We start from the raw sequence: 22,032 nt of genomic DNA on the forward strand, positions 1-22,032 counted from the left end.
CGTTGGCGACCAGTTCCGCGTCGGTCGGCAGGTCGTTCACATCGCCGGGGTCGAGCCGTCGTCCATCGGTGAGGCCGGAGAACACGGCGGCCGACGAGGATCAGGAGGAGCCCGAGGTCCTCGATATGCGGCTGGTACCCGCGGCGCTCGGGTGCTGGGCGGCAACGCTCATCGCCCTGGCCCTCGGGTGGCGAGCGGGGGTGGTGCTGGCTGTCTTGGCGGTGCTGGGAGCGATCGGCGCGTGGGTCGGCTTGTTGTGGGCGATAGCGCATCGGCGGGAACGGTGGCGGGTCGTCGCTGTGGCGGGGACAGCGACGATACTGCTCGGCGCCGGGTTCGGGGCGGCGGCCGCGTGGCGGGAACATCACGTGCAGGCGCATCCGTTGCGGGAATCGGTCGGGCGAACCGTGACCGTGGTAGCGGAGATCTCCGACGACGCCAAACAGATTCGGGCAGGCTCGTTCGGCGGTGAACGGCGATGGATCATCCGGGCAGGACTGCGCGAGTTCGGCAATGGTGCGCACCGCACACACGCCGGTGGCGCGCTGGTGGTTCTCGCTGCCGGGGAGGAGTGGGCGAAACTCGCGCCGGGACAGGTGGTTCGGTTCCGAGGAACGGTGAGCGAACCGTTGCGGGCCGACCTCACCGTTGCCACGTTGCGGGCGACCGCCGAACCGGAGCGCATCGGTGTTCCGCCCTGGTGGCAACGACTCGCGACAGGTGTACGCGCCGACCTGGCCGACGCGGCCGCGCGAGCCCTCCCGCCCGACGCGGCGGGTCTGCTACCCGCACTGGTCGTCGGCGACACCGCCGGACTGTCGAACGTGGTCAGAGACGCTTTCGAAATCGCCGGCCTGCAACACCTGTGCGTCGTCAGCGGCGCCAATTTCACAATTTTGTTGAGCGCGCTGCTCGGCTTGACCCGTATCCTCACCGCCGGACCGCGAATCAGGGCAGCGACCGCCGCGGGGGCAGTGGTGATGTTCGTGATCCTCGCCCGCCCGGATCCCAGTGTGTTGCGCGCCGCCGCAATGGGTTCGGTGACGGTGCTTGCGCTGCTGACAGGCCGACGCAAACAGGCGCTACCCGCACTGTGTGGTGCGGTGATCGGATTGCTCGCCGTCGCACCGGAGTTGGCGGTGAGTGCCGGATTCGCGCTGTCGGTGCTCGCCACGGCCGGGTTGATCCTGCTCGCACCGAGCTGGGCGGACTGGTTGCGCGAGCGCGGGTGGTGGCGTGTACCCGCCGAGATTCTCGCGGTGTCGGCGGCGGCCTTCGTCGTGACACTGCCACTGATGGTCGCCCTGTCCGGGCGGGTGAGCCTGGTGGCCGTCGCCGCCAATGCCCTCGTCGCACCCGTGGTCGGAGTGATCACGGTGATCGGAGCGGTCGGTGCCGTAGTCGCTTGCCTGTGGGTGGACGCGGCCGTGTGGGTGCTGTGGTGTGCGCGCCCGCCACTGTGGTGGTTGCTCGGCGTCGCCGAACACGCCGCCGCCCTCCCCGGTGCCGCCGTCACGGTGCAGTCGGGCACTGCTGCGGGCCTTGTGGCGGCCGCTCTGATGATCGTCCTGGTCGCGGCCCTGCGCTGGTCGCGGGCGCGTCGGCTCCTTGCCGTCGTCTGCCTAGGTATCGCCGTCGTCCTGGTCCCTGTCCGGCTCTGGCACCCCGGGTGGCCACCCGCGGGCTGGGTCCTGGCCATGTGTGATGTCGGCCAGGGAGACGCCCTCGCCGTCGCTGTCGCCCCTGATGCCGCCATAGTCGTCGACGTCGGCCCCGACCCTCGCCTCATCCGCCGCTGCCTCGACCGCCTCCGGGTCACCCGGATCCCCCTCCTCATCCTCACCCACCCGCACGCCGACCACATCGACGGTCTCGCGGGCGCCCTCCACGGCCGCGCAGTAGACACCATCGCCACCGCCCCCGGCGAAACCCGCCCACCCACCTGCCCCACGCCAACCCTTGGATCACAGCCGGGGCCTGCGGCGGCGCTGCGGAGAGCTACCTCGGGACTGCCGACAGCCTGTGCTCGGTCTGCGTCGGGTGAGACGACCGCAACGGAGAGCATTGGCGCTCATGACCATTCAGGCGACGGAGTGCGCAGGGTCGTGGAGCTTGCGGAGGACGCGGGGATCCCACTGATCGAGCTGCATCAGGGACATGTGTTGCGGTTCGGGGCGACAGAACTCGACGTTCTCGCGCCGGGGGAGCGGGCGCCCGGTTCGCTGGAACTCGATGATGCCAATGATCGGTCGCTGGTTGTGCGGGCGCGCACGGCACTCGGGACGGTTCTGCTGACGGGGGACATCGAGAGCGAGGCTCAGCGGAAGATGATGCGCGACAACGACATCAGGGCCGACGTGCTCAAAGTTCCGCACCACGGTTCGCGGACGACGACAGCGGAATTCCTGCGCGCGGTCCGGCCGCGCCTGGCATTGATCAGCTCCGGCACCGACAACACCTTCGGACATCCACATCCCGATGTCATCGGGGTGCTCACCGCGCTGGGCGCGACAATCGCCCGAACCGACCTCGACGGCGATGTCATCGTGCTCGGGACAGCGACAGAACAACGGATGGTCAAGTCCCGCCGACTACCGCCGCGGACACCTCGTTCACGTCGAGCACTTCGGTGCCGAGGACGGAGCGATCCCATCCGTGAGGCGCTGCAGGGAGAAGCCGACACAACGCGATCGCTCGCGCGACAGGACCCGTGCGCGGCGGACGAGCAGCGGTATCGCGACCCTCGCGGATCCCGTCGGTCCCCCTACGTAGGATCGCCTCGTGAGCGAACTCCCTGCGGTGCATCTGGTTCTCGGTGACGAGGAACTGCTGGTCGAGCGCGCTGTCGCGCGGGTGATGAGCGAGGTACGGGCGGGGGCACCCGACCCGGACTCGGTGCCGGTGGACCGGATGCGCGCCGGTGACGCCAGCACCGCCGAACTGGCCGAACTTCTCAGCCCCTCACTGTTCGCCGAAGACCGCGTGATCGTGCTCGAATCGGCGGCCGAGGCGGGCAAGGACGCGGTGGCGGTGATCACCGACGCGGCCGCCGACCCGCCGCCCGGCGTTGTCCTGATGGTGCTGCACTCCGGTGGCGGCCGCGCCAAGGCGCTGGTCCCGGCGCTGCAGAAGCAGGGCGCCGTGGTGCACGAGTGCGCCAAGCTCACCAAACCGGCGGAGCGGGTGGAATTCGTGCGCGGTGAGTTCCGGGCCGCGGGCGTGAAGGTCGGTGCCGAAGCGGTGCAGGTGCTGATCGAATGCGTCGGGTTCGAGCTGCGTGAACTGGCCGCGGCCTGTTCGCAGCTGGTGTCCGACACCGGCGGCAAGATCGATGTGAACGCCGTGCGCCGGTACTACTCGGGTCGCGCCGAGGTGACCGGTTTCGATGTCGCCGAACTCGCTGTGGCAGGCGACCGGTCGGCCGCGATGGAGGCGCTGCGCTGGGCGACCGACCGGGGCGTCCCACACGTGCTGCTGGCCGACGCGCTGGCCGACTCGGTCCACACCATCGCCAAGGTGGGATCGGCCGGTCGCGGCGACCCGTTCAAGCTGGCTCAGCAGCTCGGTATGCCGCCGTGGAAGGTGAAGAAGGCCCAAGCGCAGGCGCGTGGCTGGAACCCGGCCTCGATCGGCACCGCCCTGCAGGTGGTGGCCGCCCTCAACGCCGACGTCAAGGGCGGCGCTGCCGATGCCACCTTCGCCGTGGAGCACGCGCTCGCGCGCATCCTCGACCTGCGTGCCACCGGCTGAGGGTCAGTCGCCGATGACGGCGAGGGCCTCCTCGTCTTCCTCGAGGTCCTCGTACCGGCCCTCCCACTCCTCGTAGAGCGGGATCTCGTCCTCACGGGTGACGACCCAGGCGACGCTGTAGCCGCCGTCCTCGTCGGGCACCATCACGTTCTCGATCTTGAGACCGAGCCCGAGGATCTCCGCCGCGCGGATCACCTCGGCCAGGTCGTCGCCTCGTACCACCGTCTGATTCGCGTACACCGTCAACATGCGCGGAATGGTAGCCGACGACAAAAGCCGCCGTGGTCATCGAGGCCACGGCGGCTGCGTCTTGCGAACCGGGTACAGCGACCCGGGCAGATCAGATCTTGTTCAGAGCCAGCGCGAGCGCGGACTTCTTGTTGGCGGCCTGGTTGGCGTGGATGACGCCCTTGGAGGCAGCCTTGTCGAGCTTGCGGCTCGCGAACTGCAGCTGCTCGGCAGCCTTTTCCTTGTCACCGCTGGCAGCAGCTTCGCGGAAGTTGCGGATCGCGGTGCGCAGCGCGGACTTGACCGACTGGTTGCGCTTGCGCGCTTCCTCGTTGGTACGGATCCGCTTCATCTGGGACTTGATGTTGGCCACGCCTGTATCCTCTGGTTTCCTGTCGCTGGGTGGTATGTCTTGAAAGCTCGTCGGGCGCGCGCCCACGATGCAGCAGATGGTGCTGAACTACGGGTAACACCGCGCCGAAGATCGAGGTTACCAGCTCCGCACCGCCCGGCGAAATCGGCCCTGCCCGTCCGCGCCGGTGTGGGCGGGGAGTTCACCCGTTTCAGGTGATGCGAGAAATTTACGTGTGGCTCACACGACGTTGTCGCCGGGTAGTGGACAGTTTTCTCCCATGACCTCCACCACAACGCCGGGTACGGCACGATCCGCCTCACCGGCGTTGGTGAGCACGAACGGTCATCCGGCGGTCGCACATACCGGTTTGTTCCACGGCTACGGGCCCGGTCGTTTTGCCGAGGCCTTCGACGAGATGTTCGACGAGAAAGGCAAGGTTCGCGCGCCCTACCGGGGCATTCACGCGGCGATGGCCGCCAACGACCTCCACGATCTGGCGAAACGCTCCGCTGCCCTGGATCGCGCGTTCATCGATCAGGGCATCACCTTCTCCCTGTCAGGCCAGGAGCGGCCGTTTCCCCTCGATCTGGTGCCGAGGGTGATCGCGGCCGCCGAGTGGGCGCATCTCGAGCGGGGCATCACCCAGCGGGTCCGCGCGCTCGAGCTGTTCCTGGCCGACGTGTACGGCGAGCAGAACATCCTGCGCGACGGGGTGATCCCGAAGCGCCTGGTCACCTCCTGCGCGCATTTCCACCGCGAGGCCGCGGGCATCGTCCCGCCCAACGGTGTGCGGATCCATGTGTCGGGCATCGACCTGGTGCGTGACGAACACGGCGATTTCCGGGTGCTCGAGGACAACCTGCGCTCGCCGTCGGGGGTCTCCTATGTGATGGAGAACCGGCGGACGATGGCGCGCGTCTTCCCCGACCTGTTCTCCTCGCACCTGGTCCGCGCGGTCGGCGACTATCCGGCGCACCTGTTGCGGGCATTGCGTGCCTCGGCGGCACCCAACGAGGCCGATCCGACGGTGGTCGTCCTCACGCCCGGCGTGCACAACGCGGCGTATTTCGAGCATTCGCTGCTGGCCAGGCAGATGGGGGTGGAGCTGGTCGAGGGCCGTGACCTGTTCTGCCGCGACAACGTCGTCTACCTGCGGACCACCGAGGGGGAACGGCAGGTCGACGTGATCTACCGCCGCATCGACGACATCTACCTCGACCCGATGCACTTCCGCCCGGACTCGGTGCTCGGCGTCGCCGGTGTGCTCAACGCCGCCCGCGCGGGCAATGTGGTGATCTCCAGTGCCGTCGGCAACGGCGTGGGCGACGACAAACTCATCTACACCTATGTGCCGGCGATCATCGAGTACTACCTGGGCGAGAAGCCGATCCTGCCCAATGTCGACACCTTCCGGTGCTGGCTCGACGACGAACGCGCGGAGGTGCTCGACCGGATCGACGAACTGGTGGTCAAACCGGTGGAGGGGTCGGGCGGCTACGGCATCGTGATCGGCCCCGACGCCGACCGCGCCGAACTCGATGCCGTCCGCCGAAAGGTGTGCGCCGATCCGAGAGGTTGGATCGCACAACCGGTGGTGCAGCTCTCGACGGTGCCGACCAAGATCGGTGACGACCTGGTCCCGCGGCACGTGGATCTGCGCCCGTTCGCGGTGAACGACGGCGACAGCATCTGGGTGCTGCCCGGCGGCCTCACCCGCGTCGCGCTGCCCGAAGGGTCGCTGGTGGTGAACTCGAGCCAGGGCGGTGGCAGCAAGGACACCTGGGTGCTGGCCGGCCGCTCCGACGACAGCGAGCTGGCCGGCCCGCAGCTGGTGAGTGATCCACTCCGCGCCGATCCGTTCGAGCAGGGCCGCGACCTCACCACCTCCCAGGCTCATCAGCAACAGCAGCAGCAACAACAGACCCAGCGGCTGATCGGGGATTGACCACATGCTCGCCCGCAATGCCGAATCCCTGTACTGGATCGGCCGCTACGTCGAGCGCGCCGACGACACCGCCCGCATCCTCGATGTGGCCGTCCACCAGCTGCTCGAGGACGCCACCGTCGATGCCGACCGCACCTCACGGGTCCTGCTGGAGGTGCTCGGCATCGAACCGCCCGACGGGTTGCGCCTGGACGTCTGGTCGGTCACCGATCTGGTCGCGTTCAGCCACGAGCACGGTGTGTCCATCAGCGAGTCCATCGCGAAGGCGCGCGAAAATGCCCGTGGTGCACGGGAAGTCACCTCCAGCGAGATGTGGGAGTGCCTCAACACCACCTACAACGGGCTGGCGGCCGCCGAACAGGCCGCACGTGGGCTCGGTCCGCACGAATTCTTCGCCTACGTCAAGGATCGCGCGGCGATGTTCACGGGTCTGACCGACTCGACGCTGAGCCGCGACGACGGATACCGCTTCCTGCTGCTCGGCCGTTCCATCGAACGCATCGACATGATGGTCCGCTTGCTGCTGTCGCGCGCCGGTGACCGCACCTCCTCACCCGCCTGGGTGACGGTGCTGCGCTCGGCGGGCGCCCACGACACCTACCTGCGCACCCACCGTGGCGCGCTCGACGCGGCACGGGTGGCCGAATTCATCCTGCTCGACCGCCTTTTCCCGCGTTCGGTGTTCCACGCGTTGCTGGTCGCCGAGGCCTGCCTGACCGAGCTGGATCAGCGGCCGGGCAGCCGCGTCGGTGCCCGCCACGAAGCGCAACGGGTGCTCGGCCGGGCCCGCAGCGAACTGGAATTCCTGCCGCCCGGCGTGTTGCTGGAAAACCTGCAGACCCGGTTGCTCGCCTTGCAGAAGGCGTGCCGCGATGTCGGGGAAGCGGTGTCGCGGCAGTACTTCCACGCCGCACCGTGGGTGGCCTGGACCGATGTGCGGCGCGGCACCGACGCCACCGTGACCGTGGAGGGGGAGCTGTGAGCTGGCGAATGCGGGTGGTGCACACCACCGGATACATCTACGACGCGCCGGTGACGCGCTCGTTCAACGAGGCACGACTCACCCCGAGGGCCGACAGCAGGCAGAACGTGATCCTCAACCGCGTCGAAACCGTGCCCGCCACCCGGTCCTACCGCTACACCGACTACTGGGGAACGGCCGTCACCGCGTTCGATCTGCACGCACCGCACACCGAACTGGAGGTGAGCGGGTCCTCGGTGGTGGAAACCGAACCCTTCACCGAACCGGCGACGGAACTGACCTGGGACGAGTTGCGTGGCGAACGCACCGTCGACCGGTTCGACGAAATGCTCGGTCCCACCTCTTACGTGCCCCGCGACGAGTCCCTGGACGCCGTGGCCGGGCAGTTGGCGCATGGCGTCTCGCCCGCCCGAGCGGTGGTCCGGGCGGCCGAATGGGTGCACCGGGAAATGGACTACAGCGCGGGCACCACCTCGGTGCACACCTCGGCCACGCAGGCCTTCGCCGAACGGCGTGGTGTCTGCCAGGACTACGCGCATCTGACCCTGGTGTTGTTGCGCGCCATGGGAATTCCCAGTCGCTATGTGTCGGGATATCTGCATCCGAACCCGGCCGCGCCGATCGGGGAGGCGGTCGCGGGGGAGTCGCACGCCTGGGTCGAGGCGTGGACGGGACAGTGGTGGGGTTACGACCCGACCAACAATCTGGCGGTCAACGAGCAGCACGTGTCGGTGGGTGTCGGGCGGGACTACGCGGACGTACCGCCGTTGAAAGGGGTGTTCTCCGGCGGCGGCTCGACGGACCTCGCGGTCGTTGTAGAGGTCACTCGCCTGGCGTAATGTCCGAAACGCTCGTGCGGACCCCGCTCGTCGCGGGGATCATTCTCCCGGAGAGGTGGTCGCGATGTCGCTCACAGCACAAGAACTCAGTGAACCCGAAGTCATCCCCGAGCCCAAGAAATGGGCTGCGGAAGCGCTCGGCACCTTCCTTCTCGTCATGGGCGGTGTCGGCACCGCGGTCATCGCCGGTGATCGGGTGGGTGCGCTCGGTGTGGCGCTGGCCTTCGGTCTCACCCTGCTGTTCCTCGTGTACTCCATCGGGCCGATCTCGGGCTGCCATGTGAACCCCGCGGTCACCCTCGGCCAGTTGTTGCTCGGGCGGGTCACGGTCGTCTCGGCGGTCGGCTACTGGGTCGCCCAGCTCATCGGTGGCCTCCTGGCCGGGCTGGTGCTGTTCGCGGTGGCCAAGAACCTGCCGAGCTACGACCGGCCGGTCGACGGCCTCGGTGCCAACGGCTGGGGCAAGCACAGCCCGTCGGCGGCCACCGGCCCGCTCGGCGAGGTCGTGGTGCAGAACGGGTACGGCATGGCGGCCATGATCATCATCGAGGTGATGCTCACCGCGGTGCTGGTCTTCGTCGTGCTCGCGTCGACCGACCGCCTCTCGGATGTGCCGCTGGCCGGTATGTCGATCGGATTCACCCTCGCCGTGATCCACCTGATCTCGATCCCGGTCGACAACACCTCGGTCAATCCGGCGCGCAGCCTCGCGGTCGCCCCGTACCAGGACGGCGCGATGGGTCAGGTGTGGGCGTTCTTCGTGTTCCCGCTGATCGGCGGCGTGCTCGGGGCATTGGTGTACGGCATGATCTTCGGCCGTTCCCGGGATGTACTGAGCTGAACCGGGCTGTCACGACCCCCGATCCGGTGCGTCCGGGTCGGGGGTCGTCGCGTCAGCTCCAGCTGTATTCGGCCACCAGCCGATGCGCGACCAGGTCGAAGGTCTTGCGTTCGACGATCGCGCCTTCGCGCCGGATGCCGTCCTCGGGCACATCGAGCACCCGGTCCAGCCGCACCCAGCTCGCCCGGCCCGCGTGGTCCCAGGGGCCCGAGCCGATGCCCACCCAGTTGCGGTCGTGCGCGCGTTCGGGTTTCGACGACAGCATCAGCCCGAGCAGCGTTTTACGGTCGCGGCCGACCACCAGCACCGGCCGGTCCTTGCCGTTGGTCGGGTCCTCCTCGAACGGCACCCAGGTCCACACGACCTCACCCGGGTCGGCGCGCCCGTCCAATTGCGGGCAGTACACGATCTGGCGGGCCCGATGCGCGGTCGGCACCGGTGTCGAGGCGGTCGGGCGCACCGGCACGACGGGGCCGGGCTTGGCGCCGCCCAAGGCACCCGCCAGCTTCTCGAGCAGCCGAGGTCCCTGCTTGCGCACGATCTTCGGCCCCTGCTCCTTGGCGATCACGCCGAGCTGCTTGCCGAGAGTGTTCCAACTGCTGGCCATGCTTGGAAATATAACGACTGACCCGGCTCCGGTGCACCGGTGACAGAGCCGCGCGTGTGGTCATGGGACGATGGACCCAGTTCGCCGATACCCCTCGAGGAGTGGAGTGGCTTCCAGCTTTGCCGATACGACGTTCACCGATCCGTCGCGGATCAGGAACTTCTGCATCATCGCCCACATCGACCACGGCAAGTCGACCCTGGCCGATCGGATGTTGCAGCTGACCGGTGTGGTCGAGGAGCGGGCGATGCGCGCCCAGTACCTGGACCGGATGGACATCGAGCGCGAGCGCGGGATCACCATCAAGGCGCAGAACGTCCGGCTGCCGTGGCAGGTCGACGGCACCGACTACGTGCTGCACCTGATCGACACCCCGGGCCACGTCGACTTCACCTACGAGGTGTCGCGCGCGCTGGAGGCCTGTGAGGGTGCGATCCTGCTGGTCGACGCCGCGCAGGGGATCGAGGCACAGACCCTCGCCAATCTCTACCTGGCGATGGACAAGGACCTCACCATCATCCCGGTCCTGAACAAGATCGACCTGCCCGCCGCCGACCCGGATCGCTACGCCGCCGAGATCGCCCACATCGTCGGCTGTGAACCCGACGACGTGCTCCGCGTGTCCGGCAAGACCGGCGTCGGTGTGCCCGCGCTGCTCGACGAGGCGGTCCGGTTGGTCCCGCCGCCGGTCGGCGACGCCGACGCGCCCGCCCGCGCCATGATCTTCGACTCCGTCTACGACACCTACCGCGGTGTGGTCACCTACATCCGCGTGGTCGACGGCAAGCTGACCCCGCGTCAGAAGATCAAGATGATGTCGACCGGCGCGACCCACGAACTGCTCGAGATCGGCATCGTCTCGCCCGAACCCAAGCCCACCCAGGGTCTGGGCGTCGGCGAGGTGGGCTACCTCATCACCGGCGTGAAGGACGTTCGTCAGTCCAAGGTCGGTGACACCATCACCAGCGCCCGTGACGGCGCGACGCAGGCCCTCACCGGGTACCGCGAACCCCAGCCGATGGTCTACTCCGGCCTCTACCCGGTGGACGGTTCGGACTACCCGAACCTGCGCGACGCCCTGGACAAGCTCCAGCTCAACGACGCCGCGCTCACCTACGTGCCGGAAACCTCGGTGGCGCTCGGTTTCGGCTTCCGCTGCGGCTTCCTCGGTCTGCTGCACATGGAGATCACCCGCGAACGCCTCGAGCGCGAGTTCGGTCTCGACCTCATCTCCACCGCGCCCAACGTGATCTACCGCGTGGTCATGGAAGACGGTAAAGAACACATCGTCACCAACCCCTCGTTCTGGCCGGAGGGCAAGGTGCGCCAGGCTTTCGAGCCGGTCACCAAGTGCACCGTGATCGCACCGAGCGAGTTCATCGGTTCCATCATGGAGCTGTGCCAGTCCCGGCGCGGCGAGCTGCTCGGCATGGACTACCTGTCCGAGACCCGCGTCGAGATGCGGTACACGCTGCCGATGGCCGAGATCATCTTCGACTTCTTCGATTCGCTGAAGTCGCGCACGCGCGGCTACGCCAGCCTCGATTACGAAGAGGCGGGCGAGCAGGAAGCCGCGCTGGTGAAGGTCGACATCCTGTTGCAGGGTGAGGCCGTCGACGCGTTCAGCGCCATCGTGCACAAGGACGCGGCCCAGCCCTACGGCAACAAGATGACGACCAAGCTGCGCGAACTCATCCCGCGTCAGCAGTTCGAGGTGCCCATCCAGGCGGCGATCGGCTCGAAGATCATCGCGCGCGAGAACATCCGCGCCATCCGCAAGGACGTGCTCGCCAAGTGCTACGGCGGTGACATCAGCCGTAAGCGCAAGCTGCTCGAGAAGCAGAAGGAAGGCAAGAAGCGCATGAAGACCATCGGCCGGGTCGACGTGCCGCAGGAGGCCTTCGTGGCAGCGCTGTCCTCGGACGCGTCCTCGGACAAGCCGAAGGGCAAGTAGCTCAGCCGGGTTCGGTGGGCACACGCACGGTGAGGCGTGTGCCGCCGAGCGGGCTGCGGCTCAATTGGGCTGTACCGCCGTGTAATTCGGCCTGTTGACGAACCAGCGCCAGACCGAGTCCCGATCCGGGTGAACCGGGACGTTTGACGAAGCGGTCGAAAGCGTTGGCGCCCAGGTGCTCCGGGATGCCGGTGCCGTTGTCGTCGATGGTGATCGAGCCCGGCTCCGCCCGGACCTGCACCACGCTCGCCCGGCCGTGGTGTACCGCGTTGGCGACGGCGTTCGTCACGATCAGCATGATGCCGCCGGGCAGCCCGGTCATCGGGACCGGGTCGCAGGCGGTGAGTGTGATCTCGGTGCCGGGGTGGGTGCGGCGCGCGTTCTGTACGGCGCGGTCGAGGGTTTCGCACAGTTCGAACGGTTCGAATGCGGCGCGGTCGGTGAGTTCGGCGACGGCCAGGCGCTCGAGATCGGTGAGGGTGTGCTCGATCTGGCGTTCGGCCTCCAGCACGTCGGCCAGGACAACGCCGCGCTGCTCGGCGGGCAGTTCGGTACCGGCGAGCACCTGCAGATCGGTGCGCATGGCGGTGAGCGGGGTGCGCAGTTCGTGCGCGCAGACGGCGGCGAAATCGCGGGCGCTCGCCAGGGCCTGATTGGTCTGTCCGTGCGCGGTTTCCAGGCGCGCGAGCATGCGGTTGATGGCGTCGGACAGTTCCTCGGCCTCCCTGACCCCGCGCCCCGGCAACGGTGGCAGGCGGTCGAGGGTATCGATCTCGTGTGTGGCCGAGGCGAGCCTGCGCAGCGGCCGGGCCGCGAAACCGGCGAGCACCCAACCCAATCCGGCCGCGACGAGCACTCCGCCCACGCCGATGCCGAGCCCGATCAGCTGGCTGCGGGTGATGGCGGCATCGATCAGGTCGCGATCGGGGTTCAACCGCACGACCATGCCCGGCGCGCCCTGCACGAGCGCCAGCCCGACATCCGGCGGCGCGGGACGAGTGAGCGGTCGACCGTCGGGCAGCGGACCGGCCGAGCCGTCAGGTGCGACCTCGTCCGGTGCGGGTACAGGTGACGTTTCGGAGGGAGTCGCGGGCTCGGGCGGAACCGGTGGTGCGGAAGGGATTCGATGGGCGGGATGGGCGACGATCACCCGCATCGTCGACACGGTCTCGTCGAGCTGACGATCACCCGCCGCTTTCAGCAGTGCCGCGTAGGTGAGCCCGAGCGTCACCGCGACGACCGCGGCGACCACCGCCGACACCACCGCCACCCGGGTACGCAACGACCAGGAGCGCGTTCTCACGGCTGTTCCCGCATGACGAACCCGACCCCGCGCACGGTGTGCACCACTCGCCCCACCCCGTCGGCCTCCAGTTTCCGGCGCAGATACGACACGAACACATCCACCACATTCGTGTCGGTGCTGAAGTCGTAGCCCCACACGGTGGACAGGATCTGTTCGCGACCCAGCACGATGCCCTCGTTACGGGCCAGCATCGCCAGCAGTTCGAACTCGCGTTTGGTCAGGTCGACGGGGCGCCCGGCCGCGCGCACCCGGTGCCCGGCCAGATCGATCGCCACCTCACCGACGCGGATCGTCTCGCCGTTGGACGCGCCGGTGACCGGCCTGCGCCGCAGCAACGCACGCAAGCGGGCCACGAGTTCGCCGAGGTCGAAGGGCTTGGTGAGATAGTCGTCGGCACCCTTTTCCAGGGCGGCGATCCGGTCGGTCACCGCACTGCGGGCGCTGAGCACGCAGATGGGAATGTCGTTGCCCAACGCCCGCAACGCCGTGACCACGCCCACGCCGTCGAGCTCGGGCATGTTCACATCGAGCACCATGGCGTCTGGGGTGGCCGAGCGCACCAGGGTGAGGGCAGCGGCGCCGTCGCTCGCGGTGAGCACCTCGAACCCCGACAGTTCCAGCCCGCGCCGCAGCGACGCGAGCACGCGGACCTCGTCGTCGACGACCAAGATCTGCTGTCCGGTCATCTGCTCACCCTAGTGCGATCGATCGTCACAGCAGGTCAGCGCGGGAGAGCCGGACGCGCGGGGCGCGCGCCGTCGGGCAGCTCGATGACGGTCCGCTCCCCGCCCGGTGCGATCCGCACACACTCGACGCCCTCGGGCAGCTCGCCGGGCGCGCCCGGGCCGATGTGGATCGTGTGGTCGTGGCCGGGATGTGCGGGGAAACGCTCGAGGTCGATGCGCGGTTCGTGCGGGGGTTCGGGCGGCACGGGCAGGTCGCCACCGGGAGCGGTGCAGATGATCCGGACGTGTTCGCCGTGGTCGGGTGCGCCGGGCTGGGCGAGCGCGGCGCCGCTGAGAGTCGCGGTGAGCAGCGCCACGCCGCCGACGGTCGCGGTGACGACGCCGATGCGGCGGCGCAGGGGGGAAGTGGTCATGATCGGTCTCCTGGCTGTGCGGTCGCCGACTCGTCTCGGTCGGCGAAACCGACGCTAGGCAGGCGATCTTCACGCTTCGTTGAGCGATCGTTAGAGTTCTCTTGGGATCTGCGCCCCCCTGGTTCCGACGGCTCGCCGAAAGGCGTTGCTCGCCATAAGGTGGGACCGGCCGTCCTGGTGGAAATGACAGTACGAATCCGGGCAATTAGTGTTGGATGATCTTCACTTCGCCTCGTTCGTGGGTGGGGAGAGTCAGCGATGCGAGTGGTGGAGCAAGAATGACGCGGGAACTGCCTTTCGACGACGATGACGCGCGCGCCGACGGCACCGACACGGCCTATCTGGTGGCCAACGGTGTGGCTCGGGTGGCGCGGGCCGGCGCGTACGTCACCGGTGGCGCGCTGGTCGCCGCCAACGGGACGAGCCCGGAACAGGGCAGCAGCAACGCCGACAGCCGCTACGCCGGCTGGTCGTCGCAGGTGCCGACCGATCCGGAACCCGACGCGCCGAGCCCGGTCCTCACCTTCCCCGACCTGCCCGCGGAACCGGCTCCGAACCCGTTGCCCTACAGCCCCTTCGGTACGCAGCGTCCCATGGACGGCGATGTCACGCTGACCTCGCAGCCACGCGAAAGCGGTTGGCGCCCCGAGATTCCGGGTTCCGACGGCGACCAGGGCATGCGGATTCCCGGCACCGACGACGACGATTCGTCGAACGGCATCGGCATCCCGTCCTACGGGCCGAAACCGGGCTACGGCGACAGCGGTTTCGGCATCCCGGGCACCGACAAGCCGAGCGCCGGCCAGCCCGGTGCCGGCCAGCCGGGCGCCGGTTTCCCTGAACTCGACGGCATTCCCGGCATCGGGATCCCGGGATACGACGGACTCCCCGGTGGTATCCCCGGTTACGACGGCATCCCCGGCGGCGGCATCGGCATCCCCGGTTACGACGGTCTGCCCGGTGCGGGCATCCCCGGCTACGACGGTGGCGCCCCCGGCTTCGGCGGCGGGATCCCCGGCTACGACCACGGCCTGCCCGGTTTCGGTGGGCTGCCCGGCTCCGACGGGGCACACCAGGTCGCGAACCCCGGCGGCGCCTTCGACGGAATCGGTGACCTGTTCGACGGTTTCGGCGCGATGGTGACCTCCGACTGGCAGGTCGACATGCACGCCGGGCTCGACGGTGTGTGGTTCACCTCCCAGATGAAGGTCGACGTGCAGGTCGGCAATGTCGGCGACGCGCTCGACGACTACAGCCAGTGGCTCGGCGACGGAATTCGCATCCCCGGCGAGCCCGCACCGCTCGACGGTGCGGCGAATGGGGTACCCGGTGCCTCGACCGGCCCGGCGCTGCCCGGTTCGGCACTGACTGGCTCGGATGTACCCGGTGGATCGACGGGTCCGGCGCTGCCCGGCTCCGAGGCCCCTGCGGCGAACCCTGGTCTCCCAGGATCCGCGGCGGGTGCCGACCTGCCCGCAGCGACTGTTCCCGGCTCGACCGGTGGGCCCCTCGCACCCGGACAGAGCGCACCCGGTCAGCCCGCGCCCGGCGCGCCCGGTCAGACCGATTCCGTCACACCCGGCCCCGGCGGATCGGCCGTGCCCGGCGCCACCTCGCCCGGTCACACCGGACCGGGTCAGACCGCACCGACTCAAGGCACGGTCGTGCCGGGTCAGTCCGCGCCGGCCCCCGGCGGCGTAGCACCGGTAACCGGTGCGCCCGCGTCCACCGCCGTGGCGCCCGTCGCCCCCGCACCGGTGGCCCCGGCGCCGATCGCTCCGGCCCCCGCCGCCATCGCGCCCGCACCGATCGCCGCGGCGCCCGCTCCGGCACCCGTCGCCCCGGTCCCGGCTCCGGTTCCGGTCGTCGCCGCGCCGATCGCACCGAGCCCGGTCGTCAGCACGCCCCTGCAGACCACCATCCAGCCCGACGCGGCGACCACCCCCATCGCCAATGTGCTCGGCGGCCCGGCGGGCGCGTCCCCGCTCACCGCGCCCGCGGCGGCTGTGCCGGGTCTGCTCGCTCCGGCGCCGGTCACCAAACCCGTTGTGGTTCCCGAGCCTTCGACCAGCACACCGACGACCCTGCCGACGGTCACCCCGCCCTCGTCGCCGACCACCGTCGACCTCAGCACGCCCTCGACGGTGAAGCTGCCCGAGGTGCCGACCGTGACCGTCCCCACCACGCGCCCCGACGTGACGGTGCCGACGGTCACCGTGCCGACCACCGGTGTCACCGTCCCGGTGACGCCCACCTACCCCGACGACGACCTCACCACCGGCCCCGGCACGGGCGCGACCACACCGAGCACCCCCAGCGTCGATACGCCCGCCGACCCCACCGACCCCACCGGCCCGACCGCGTCGGTGCCGACGGCGACCGTACCCACGCAGCAGCCGACCGCGCCGACCAAGCAGCCGACCGTCGACGTCGACCCGCCCGCGGTGGTCACCCCGCCTGCCACGGTGGCGCCGACCGTCGCACCGGTGAAACCGCCGGTCATCGAGACCAAGCCCATCGCCGCCGAGTTCGATCAGCACGACGGCGGCTACTATGGCGCCTCGGCCGGTCTGTTCGAGCCGGGCGTCGGTGCCGCCGACTTGTCGTCGGCGTTTCCCACCGCGCACGCTGGGTACGACTTCGTCTAGTCCCAGAACGAGGACCGGGCCCATGCAACGAGAGTGAGGAACAGGTTGTCTGCCGCGACCGGACTGCAGACCGCGACGGTGAAGCACCCGGACGCGATGGCACCGGTGGTCTCGCTCGTCGACGAATTGCGGGACCTGGTCCGCTCCGGCGGGCGCGACGACCTCGATGCCCGCCTCGGCATGGTGCGGGCAAGGCTCACCGATCCCCGGGTGCGCATGGTCGTCGTCGGCGAACCGGGTGCCGGGATGAGCACCCTGGTCAACAGCATGGTCGGCACCCCGGTCAGCGCCACCGACGGCAAGCCGAGTGTGCCGGTGATCGTCGAATACGGCCGGACACCGACCGCGACGCTGGTGAAGTCGGACCCGCGCGGCCGGATGGAACGCGTGCCGGTGGACCCGCTCGACCCCGGCCCGGCGCTGATCTCGCTCGGCGTCGTGCGCGCCGAATTCGCCGAACCGAGTCCCCTGCTCGCCGACGGTCTCGTGGTGATGGACGCACCGGGCTCGACCACCCACGACAAGGCGGCCTGGTCGATGATCGCCGCCGCCGACGTGGTCCTCTACGCCACCGATTCGGCCGCCGAACTCACCCCGGCCCAGCTGGACTACCTGCGCCGCGTCGAACGGGTCTGCCCGTCGGTGGTGTGTGTGCTCACCAAGATCGATCGCAACCCGCACTGGTCGCTCACCCAGCGCCGCAACCGGGCCCTGCTCGACGAGGCGGGCCTGAACTTCGCCGTCGCCCCCGTGTCGGCGGTGCTGCACCGCCAAGCGGGCGAGACCCGTGACCAGCAGCGCGATATCGAATCCGGGGTGCCCCAGCTCATCGATCACCTGCGCGAATTCGTGGTCGCCCGCGCCGATTCGGTCGCGGTGACGGCGGCGGTGCGGGATATCGCGCTGGTCACCGATCAGCTCACCGTCACCCTGCGCGCCGAGGCCGACACCCTGCGCGACCCGCGCCGCCGCGCCGAGATCACGCAGCGCTTGGCCGCCGCCCGCACCGAAGCCGATCAGCTGCGGCAGCGCACCGCCACCTGGCAGGTCACCCTGGTCGACGGCAGCGCCGAACTCGGCGCCGATATCGAACACGACCTGCGTCATCGCCTGCGCAGCCTGGTCCGGGAGGCCGAGGCCGAGATCTCGCGGATCGACCCGGCTCGCAAGTGGGCCGATTTCGCCACCGAACTCGACGCGCGGATCTGTGAGGCGGTCGAGGAGAACTTCGTGATGGCGCACTACCGTGCCGTCGAGCTGTCCGAGCAGGTGGCCGCGAAATTCCCGCCCGACAACCGCACCCCGCCGCTGCCGGAACTGCGGCTCACCAATCCGGGCGAGGTGCTCGAACCGGTGCAGCCGCTGGAACCGTTGGAGAGCGCCAAAGCCGGTGTGGGACAGCAGTTCCTGTCCGCCCTGCGTGGCTCCTACGGCGGCATCCTGATGGTGGGTCTCGCCACCAGCCTGCTCGGTATGTCGCTGGTGAACTGGTACTCGGCGGGCGCGGGTGTGCTGCTCGGTGTGAACGCGCTGTGGGACGACCGGCGAAACCGCAAGCAGCGCAGGCAGGCCGAGGCCAAGGTGGCCGTCGCCCGGCTCGCCGACGACGTGATCTTCCAGGTGGGCAAGGAGTCCCGCAACCGGTTGCGCACGCTGCAGCGGGTGCTGCGCGACCACTACACCGAGATCGCCGCCGAGGTGTCGCGCACCGCCGAGGAGGCATTGCGCGCCGCCGAGGAGACCGGGCTGCGCTACGGCGACCACCGCGAGCTGCGCCTCACCGAGATCGACGCGGGACTGCGCACGGTGGCCGCCCTGCGGGCACGCGCCGAGAAACTCGCCTACTGACTCGCCTGGTGATGCGCCGGGCTGTGCGCGGGCTGGAACTGTCCGGCCTGGCGTGAGTCCTCGGCCCGGATCACGTGGGTCACCGCGTTGATGAGAGCCAGGTGGGTGAACGCCTGCGGGTAGTTGCCCAGGTGCCTGCCCGTGCGCGGGTCGATCTCCTCGGCGTAGAGCCGGAGCGGACTGGCCAAGCCGAGCAGCCGTTCGCACAGGTGGGTGGCGCGTTCGAGCTCACCGATCTCCACCAGCGCCGACACCAGCCAGAACGAGCAGATCGTGAAAGTGCCCTCCTCGCCGGACAATCCGTCGTCGGTGGTGTCGGTGTCGTAGCGCAGGACCAGCCCGGACACGGTGAGCCGGTCGGCGATGGCAAGCACCGTTGCCCGCACGCGCGGGTCCTCGGCGGGCAGGAACCGGGTGAGCACGATCAGCAGCAGGGAGGCGTCGAGGGTGGTGCCGCCGTAGGTCTGCGTGAACACCCCGTCGGCATCGACGCCGTGGGCAAGGACGTCCTCGCGGATCTCCTCGGCGATCTCGAACCAGCGCGTCGCATGGGTGTGTTTGCCGTGCAGCTGCGCCAGCCGGGCGCCACGGTCGAGCGCCACCCAGCACATCACTTTCGACGCGGTGAAATGCTGCGGTTCGCCGCGTACCTCCCAGATGCCGCGATCGGGTTCACGCCAGTGGTTGATCGCCGCGTTGACCGTGCGTTCGAGCATGGGCCACAACGAGTCCGGCACCTGCTGGCGCGATTTCATGTGCAGGTACACCGCGTCGAGCATGGTGCCCCAGATGTCGTGCTGGTCCTGGTCGTAGGCGGCGTTGCCGATACGGACCGGCTGGGAGTAGTCGTAACCCGACAGCTCGGGCAACGTTTCCTCGGTGAGGTGGCGTTCGCCGCCGATACCGTAGAGCACCTGCAGGGGGACGGCGTCGCCGTTGTCGCCGGTGGTCACGTCGTTGAGGAAGTTGAAGAAGTCGTCGGCCTCGTGGTCGAGACCGAGGGTGTACAAGCCCCACAGCGCGAAACTCGAGTCACGCACCCAGGTGTAGCGGTAGTCCCAATTGCGTTCGCCACCAGGTGTTTCCGGCAGCGACGTGGTCGGCGCGGCGAGCAGTGCGCCGGTGGGGGCGTAGGTGAGGCCCTTGAGGGTCAGTGCGCTGCGCTGCAGATAGTTGCGCCACGGGTGGTCGGGGAAATCGCCGAGGGTGATCCAGCGCCGCCAGCATTCGGCCGTGGTCCACATCTTGTCGGCCGCCTCGTCGAAGGTGGCGGGCGCGGGCAGTTCCGACCAGGTGAGCGCGACGAATCTGTTGTCGCCCTCGCTGAGCCTGGTTCGCGCCCGCGCCTCGCGGCCCTCCAACCCGAGCCGCAGATCGGTGGTGAGTGTCAGGCTCGGGCAGGTGTCGTCGGCGGCGCACGACGCGGTGGCCTGCTCGTACACCTTGCCGGTGTACTCCCAGCGCGCACCGTCGCGGTGGTAGTCGAACGACGGCTCGCAGCTCATCTCCAGTTCCACCGTGCCGCTCACACACTTCACCGTCCGCAGCAGGATGTGTTCGGCGTCCCAGTCCATCGGGGTGCGGCGGAAGCTGCGCGAACGCGAGGTGGTGTTGTGCCACGGGCCGAGGACCAGCGCGTCGCGCACGATCATCCAGCCGGTCTCGGTCTGCCAGGTCGTCTCCAGGATCATCCCGCCCGGCAGATAACGCCGCGCGGCGGGCACGTGCACGCCGTACGGGCCGATCCGGAAATGGCCGGCGGCACGATCGAGGACCGCGCCGAACACGCTCGGCGAGTCCGGCCGCGGCACACACATCCACTCCACCGAGCCGCTGCTGGCGATCAGGCAGTTGGTCTCACAGTCGGACAGAAAGGCGTAGTCGTCGATCGGTGGGAAGGCGCCTCGTCGACCACTCGAGAGCACCGGCGTCAGAATCGGCAGGCTGTCTTCGTGAGAAGAGGGCATACCCCATGATCTGTGCGATGTCGGCCCGCGTCCACCGCACCGAATAAACCGCCCGGTCGTGAGGGGTGTTCACGACGACCGACTAGGGTGGTCGTCGTGCAACGGATCGCAGGATGGTGGGACGGCTTCGAACTGTGGGTGGCCGGGCTGCCGTTCATTCCCCAATTCCTCGTCGTGCTGGTCGGCATGGTCCCGATCAGCTTCGCCATCGCCTACGGCCTCGACCGCGCCCTGCGTGCGATCTTCCGTGCGCTCGGCCGCGACGACTGTCCCGAGCTCGCGCCTGTCCCGGCGCCCGCTCCGGCGCGCCCGACGGTCGGCAGCGGGGCCCGCTGATGCCACGTTCGCGCGTTCAGCTCGCCCTCGTCGCCCTGCTCGTCCTGGTCGTCATCGCCTGGTTCTTCACCAGGTGACCGGCGCGCGCGAATAGCGCACACCGGTCGTCCGGATCAGTTCTTTCGCCAGTCGTCGAAACGTTTGCCCAGGTCGGCGACGGTACGGCCGACTTCCTGGCCGACGGTGTTCACCGCCGATCCCACATCGCGCCCCAGATCCCGCACGGTGCGCACCAGCATGTCCTCGGACTGGTCGAACGACTCGCGATAGTGGCGGGCCGCCTCCTTCACCTCGTCGCTGATGCGCGCGTTGCGATCCTGCTCGCGTCGGGGATAAGTGCCCGAGAGCACCCGGTCGTATTCGCCGGACTGGATCCAGCGGCGCAGTTCGGCCGCGCGCAGCACCGAGAACGGATGCGACTGCAACTCCAGGTTGAGCAGCTTGAGCACCCCGTCGCGCAGGTCACCCGAACGCAGGTAGTCGTCGGCCTGGTCGAGGAAGGCGCCGTGGTTCATCTCCTTCAGCCAGGCGCCACCCGCCGTCTTCATGTGCACACGAACCGAGGCGTCCACGTCCTGACAGCACAGCAGCCCCGCGCGGTCGCCGGACAGTTCGGACTTGCGGCTCCACTCCATCAGCGCCGCGACGATCGCGCGCAGCGCCCAGCCACCCACCGGCATCCAGCCCACCGAGGCCGACAACCGCATCAAATGCATCAGCATCGTGCGGTACACGGCGTGCCCGGACAGCGCGTGCCCGAGTTCGTGCCCGATGACGAACCGCAGCTCCTCGGTGTCCATCAGCTCGAGCAGGCCGGTGGTGAGCACGATGAACGGCTTGTCCATCCCGATGGTGAAGGCGTTCACCGACGGGTCCTGCAGCACGAACATCTCCGGGGTGACCTGCGCGTCGAGCACGCCGACACAGTCGGCGCGCAACTGGTGCAGGGTGCGGAACTGGCGATCGTCGACCCGTACCGCGGTGGCCAGGTAGAGCAACCGGTGCTGACGTTCCCGCAGCAGACTCGACAGCGCGCGCAGCACGGTGTCGAACCCGCTCAGCGACCGCAGGGTCACCAGCGCGGTGCGGTCGGCCGGGTGCTCCCAGGTGCGTGTGCTGATCTCCGGAAAACTGGTCCGTACCCGGTCAGGAGCCATGGTCATGGCTGAAATCCCCCCTCGTTGTTGAACTCTCGTCGATTCGAACCATCATGCACAAATCTGCTACAGTTCGCCTGTGTCATCGAGTGTCGCTCCGCAGATCCGCCATGAACTGGCGTTGATCGCTGTCGGCAACCTCGCTGTCGCCGATATCCTCTGTCGTTGAT

19 protein-coding genes are annotated in these 22,032 nt (G+C 68.9%); 11 read left to right on the forward strand and 8 right to left on the reverse strand.

What is annotated here, in order from left to right; all coding sequences use genetic code 11:
• Positions 1-68: 68 nt before the first annotated feature.
• Together HYG95_RS13725 and holA are read left to right on the forward strand one after the other, a co-directional pair.
• Positions 69-2,819 carry a ComEC/Rec2 family competence protein gene (locus HYG95_RS13725; protein ID WP_181698349.1) on the forward strand — a complete coding sequence of 917 codons (2,751 nt, stop codon included), beginning with the start codon at positions 69-71 and terminating at the stop codon, positions 2,817-2,819.
• Positions 2,782-3,750, forward strand: coding sequence for a DNA polymerase III subunit delta (holA, locus tag HYG95_RS13730; protein ID WP_181698350.1), 969 nt, complete (start codon positions 2,782-2,784; stop codon positions 3,748-3,750). The genes HYG95_RS13725 and holA overlap by 38 nt, the downstream gene beginning before the upstream one ends.
• A gap of 3 nt (positions 3,751-3,753) precedes the next feature.
• On the opposite strand, the gene HYG95_RS13735 is transcribed toward holA, so the two are convergent.
• Together HYG95_RS13735 and rpsT are read right to left on the reverse strand one after the other, a co-directional pair.
• The gene (locus tag HYG95_RS13735; protein WP_067486280.1) at positions 3,754-3,999 is read right to left on the reverse strand and encodes a hypothetical protein; all 246 of its coding nucleotides are present in this window, start codon (positions 3,997-3,999) and stop codon (positions 3,754-3,756) included.
• Positions 4,000-4,090: 91 nt separating this feature from the next.
• Positions 4,091-4,351: a 30S ribosomal protein S20 gene (rpsT, locus tag HYG95_RS13740; RefSeq protein WP_067486282.1), complete on the reverse strand. Its 261-nt coding sequence runs from the start codon at positions 4,349-4,351 to the stop codon at positions 4,091-4,093.
• 397 nt (positions 4,352-4,748) lie between these two features.
• Here rpsT and HYG95_RS13745 point away from each other — a divergent pair, with 397 nt between their 5' ends.
• From HYG95_RS13745 to HYG95_RS13760, 4 genes are all read left to right on the forward strand, one after another.
• Positions 4,749-6,278, forward strand: a complete 1,530-nt coding sequence (locus HYG95_RS13745; protein ID WP_255495326.1) for a circularly permuted type 2 ATP-grasp protein — start codon at positions 4,749-4,751, stop codon at positions 6,276-6,278.
• Between the two features lie 4 nt (positions 6,279-6,282).
• Positions 6,283-7,260, forward strand: coding sequence for an alpha-E domain-containing protein (locus tag HYG95_RS13750; protein ID WP_181698352.1), 978 nt, complete (start codon positions 6,283-6,285; stop codon positions 7,258-7,260).
• Between the two features lie 8 nt (positions 7,261-7,268).
• On the forward strand, positions 7,269-8,099 hold the full coding sequence (locus tag HYG95_RS13755; RefSeq protein ID WP_181698398.1) for a transglutaminase family protein: 831 nt from the start codon (positions 7,269-7,271) through the stop codon (positions 8,097-8,099).
• Between the two features lie 64 nt (positions 8,100-8,163).
• Complete coding sequence (locus tag HYG95_RS13760) at positions 8,164-8,940, forward strand: aquaporin (protein ID WP_181698353.1); 777 nt, start codon at positions 8,164-8,166, stop codon at positions 8,938-8,940.
• A gap of 52 nt (positions 8,941-8,992) precedes the next feature.
• Here HYG95_RS13760 and HYG95_RS13765 read toward each other — a convergent pair whose 3' ends face one another.
• Positions 8,993-9,547: a type II toxin-antitoxin system PemK/MazF family toxin gene (locus HYG95_RS13765; RefSeq protein ID WP_067642340.1), complete on the reverse strand. Its 555-nt coding sequence runs from the start codon at positions 9,545-9,547 to the stop codon at positions 8,993-8,995.
• 70 nt (positions 9,548-9,617) lie between these two features.
• Between HYG95_RS13765 and lepA the strand changes: the two genes are divergently transcribed.
• Positions 9,618-11,501 carry a translation elongation factor 4 gene (lepA, locus tag HYG95_RS13770; RefSeq protein ID WP_220139415.1) on the forward strand — a complete coding sequence of 628 codons (1,884 nt, stop codon included), beginning with the start codon at positions 9,618-9,620 and terminating at the stop codon, positions 11,499-11,501.
• A gap of 1 nt (position 11,502) precedes the next feature.
• Here the strand turns inward: lepA and HYG95_RS13775 are convergent, their stop codons facing one another.
• The 3 genes from HYG95_RS13775 to HYG95_RS13785 are packed head-to-tail and all read right to left on the reverse strand — an operon-like array spanning position 11,503 to position 13,906.
• Complete coding sequence (locus tag HYG95_RS13775; protein WP_181698355.1) at positions 11,503-12,804, reverse strand: HAMP domain-containing sensor histidine kinase; 1,302 nt, start codon at positions 12,802-12,804, stop codon at positions 11,503-11,505.
• Positions 12,801-13,493 carry a response regulator transcription factor gene (locus HYG95_RS13780; protein WP_181698356.1) on the reverse strand — a complete coding sequence of 231 codons (693 nt, stop codon included), beginning with the start codon at positions 13,491-13,493 and terminating at the stop codon, positions 12,801-12,803. Before HYG95_RS13780 ends, HYG95_RS13775 begins: the two co-directional genes overlap by 4 nt.
• Positions 13,494-13,528: 35 nt before the next feature.
• A complete protein-coding gene (locus HYG95_RS13785; protein ID WP_181698357.1) occupies positions 13,529-13,906 on the reverse strand; it encodes a hypothetical protein in 378 nt (125 codons plus the stop codon).
• 278 nt (positions 13,907-14,184) lie between these two features.
• Here HYG95_RS13785 and HYG95_RS13790 point away from each other — a divergent pair, with 278 nt between their 5' ends.
• Positions 14,185-16,554: a hypothetical protein gene (locus HYG95_RS13790; RefSeq protein ID WP_181698358.1), complete on the forward strand. Its 2,370-nt coding sequence runs from the start codon at positions 14,185-14,187 to the stop codon at positions 16,552-16,554.
• Positions 16,555-16,599: 45 nt separating this feature from the next.
• Positions 16,600-18,402 (forward strand): GTPase, encoded by a 1,803-nt coding sequence (locus HYG95_RS13795; protein WP_181698359.1) that lies wholly within the window; start codon positions 16,600-16,602, stop codon positions 18,400-18,402.
• On the opposite strand, the gene HYG95_RS13800 is transcribed toward HYG95_RS13795, so the two are convergent.
• On the reverse strand, positions 18,396-20,369 hold the full coding sequence (locus HYG95_RS13800; RefSeq protein WP_181698360.1) for a glycoside hydrolase family 15 protein: 1,974 nt from the start codon (positions 20,367-20,369) through the stop codon (positions 18,396-18,398). The genes HYG95_RS13795 and HYG95_RS13800 overlap by 7 nt on opposite strands.
• Positions 20,370-20,465: 96 nt before the next feature.
• Here HYG95_RS13800 and HYG95_RS13805 point away from each other — a divergent pair, with 96 nt between their 5' ends.
• Positions 20,466-20,705 carry a hypothetical protein gene (locus HYG95_RS13805; RefSeq protein WP_181698361.1) on the forward strand — a complete coding sequence of 80 codons (240 nt, stop codon included), beginning with the start codon at positions 20,466-20,468 and terminating at the stop codon, positions 20,703-20,705.
• Between the two features lie 113 nt (positions 20,706-20,818).
• Here HYG95_RS13805 and HYG95_RS13810 read toward each other — a convergent pair whose 3' ends face one another.
• Positions 20,819-21,868: a M48 family metallopeptidase gene (locus HYG95_RS13810; protein ID WP_181698362.1), complete on the reverse strand. Its 1,050-nt coding sequence runs from the start codon at positions 21,866-21,868 to the stop codon at positions 20,819-20,821.
• Between the two features lie 73 nt (positions 21,869-21,941).
• On the opposite strand from HYG95_RS13810, the gene HYG95_RS25155 reads away from it, so the two are divergent.
• Positions 21,942-22,031, forward strand: coding sequence for an Ms4533A family Cys-rich leader peptide (locus HYG95_RS25155; RefSeq protein ID WP_019045829.1), 90 nt, complete (start codon positions 21,942-21,944; stop codon positions 22,029-22,031).
• Position 22,032 lies beyond the last annotated feature (1 nt).

The sequence above is a fragment of the Nocardia sp. GTS18 genome, from assembly GCF_013839555.1.
Classification (GTDB): Bacteria; Actinomycetota; Actinomycetes; order Mycobacteriales; family Mycobacteriaceae; genus Nocardia; species Nocardia rosealba.

Bases quoted from the DNA above. Each gene is read 5' to 3' on its own strand.
- HYG95_RS13735 (WP_067486280.1), bottom strand. From the start codon at position 3,999: ATGTTGACGGTGTACGCGAATCAGACGGTGGTACGAGGCGACGACCTG.
- HYG95_RS13745 (WP_255495326.1), top strand. From the start codon at position 4,749: ATGTTCGACGAGAAAGGCAAGGTTCGCGCGCCCTACCGGGGCATTCAC.
- HYG95_RS13750 (WP_181698352.1), top strand. From the start codon at position 6,283: ATGCTCGCCCGCAATGCCGAATCCCTGTACTGGATCGGCCGCTACGTC.
- HYG95_RS13755 (WP_181698398.1), top strand. From the start codon at position 7,269: ATGCGGGTGGTGCACACCACCGGATACATCTACGACGCGCCGGTGACG.
- HYG95_RS13760 (WP_181698353.1), top strand. From the start codon at position 8,164: ATGTCGCTCACAGCACAAGAACTCAGTGAACCCGAAGTCATCCCCGAG.
- HYG95_RS13765 (WP_067642340.1), bottom strand. From the start codon at position 9,547: ATGGCCAGCAGTTGGAACACTCTCGGCAAGCAGCTCGGCGTGATCGCC.
- lepA (WP_220139415.1), top strand. From the start codon at position 9,618: ATGGACCCAGTTCGCCGATACCCCTCGAGGAGTGGAGTGGCTTCCAGC.
- HYG95_RS13780 (WP_181698356.1), bottom strand. From the start codon at position 13,493: ATGACCGGACAGCAGATCTTGGTCGTCGACGACGAGGTCCGCGTGCTC.
- HYG95_RS13785 (WP_181698357.1), bottom strand. From the start codon at position 13,906: ATGACCACTTCCCCCCTGCGCCGCCGCATCGGCGTCGTCACCGCGACC.
- HYG95_RS13790 (WP_181698358.1), top strand. From the start codon at position 14,185: ATGACGCGGGAACTGCCTTTCGACGACGATGACGCGCGCGCCGACGGC.
- HYG95_RS13800 (WP_181698360.1), bottom strand. From the start codon at position 20,369: ATGCCCTCTTCTCACGAAGACAGCCTGCCGATTCTGACGCCGGTGCTC.
- HYG95_RS13810 (WP_181698362.1), bottom strand. From the start codon at position 21,868: ATGACCATGGCTCCTGACCGGGTACGGACCAGTTTTCCGGAGATCAGC.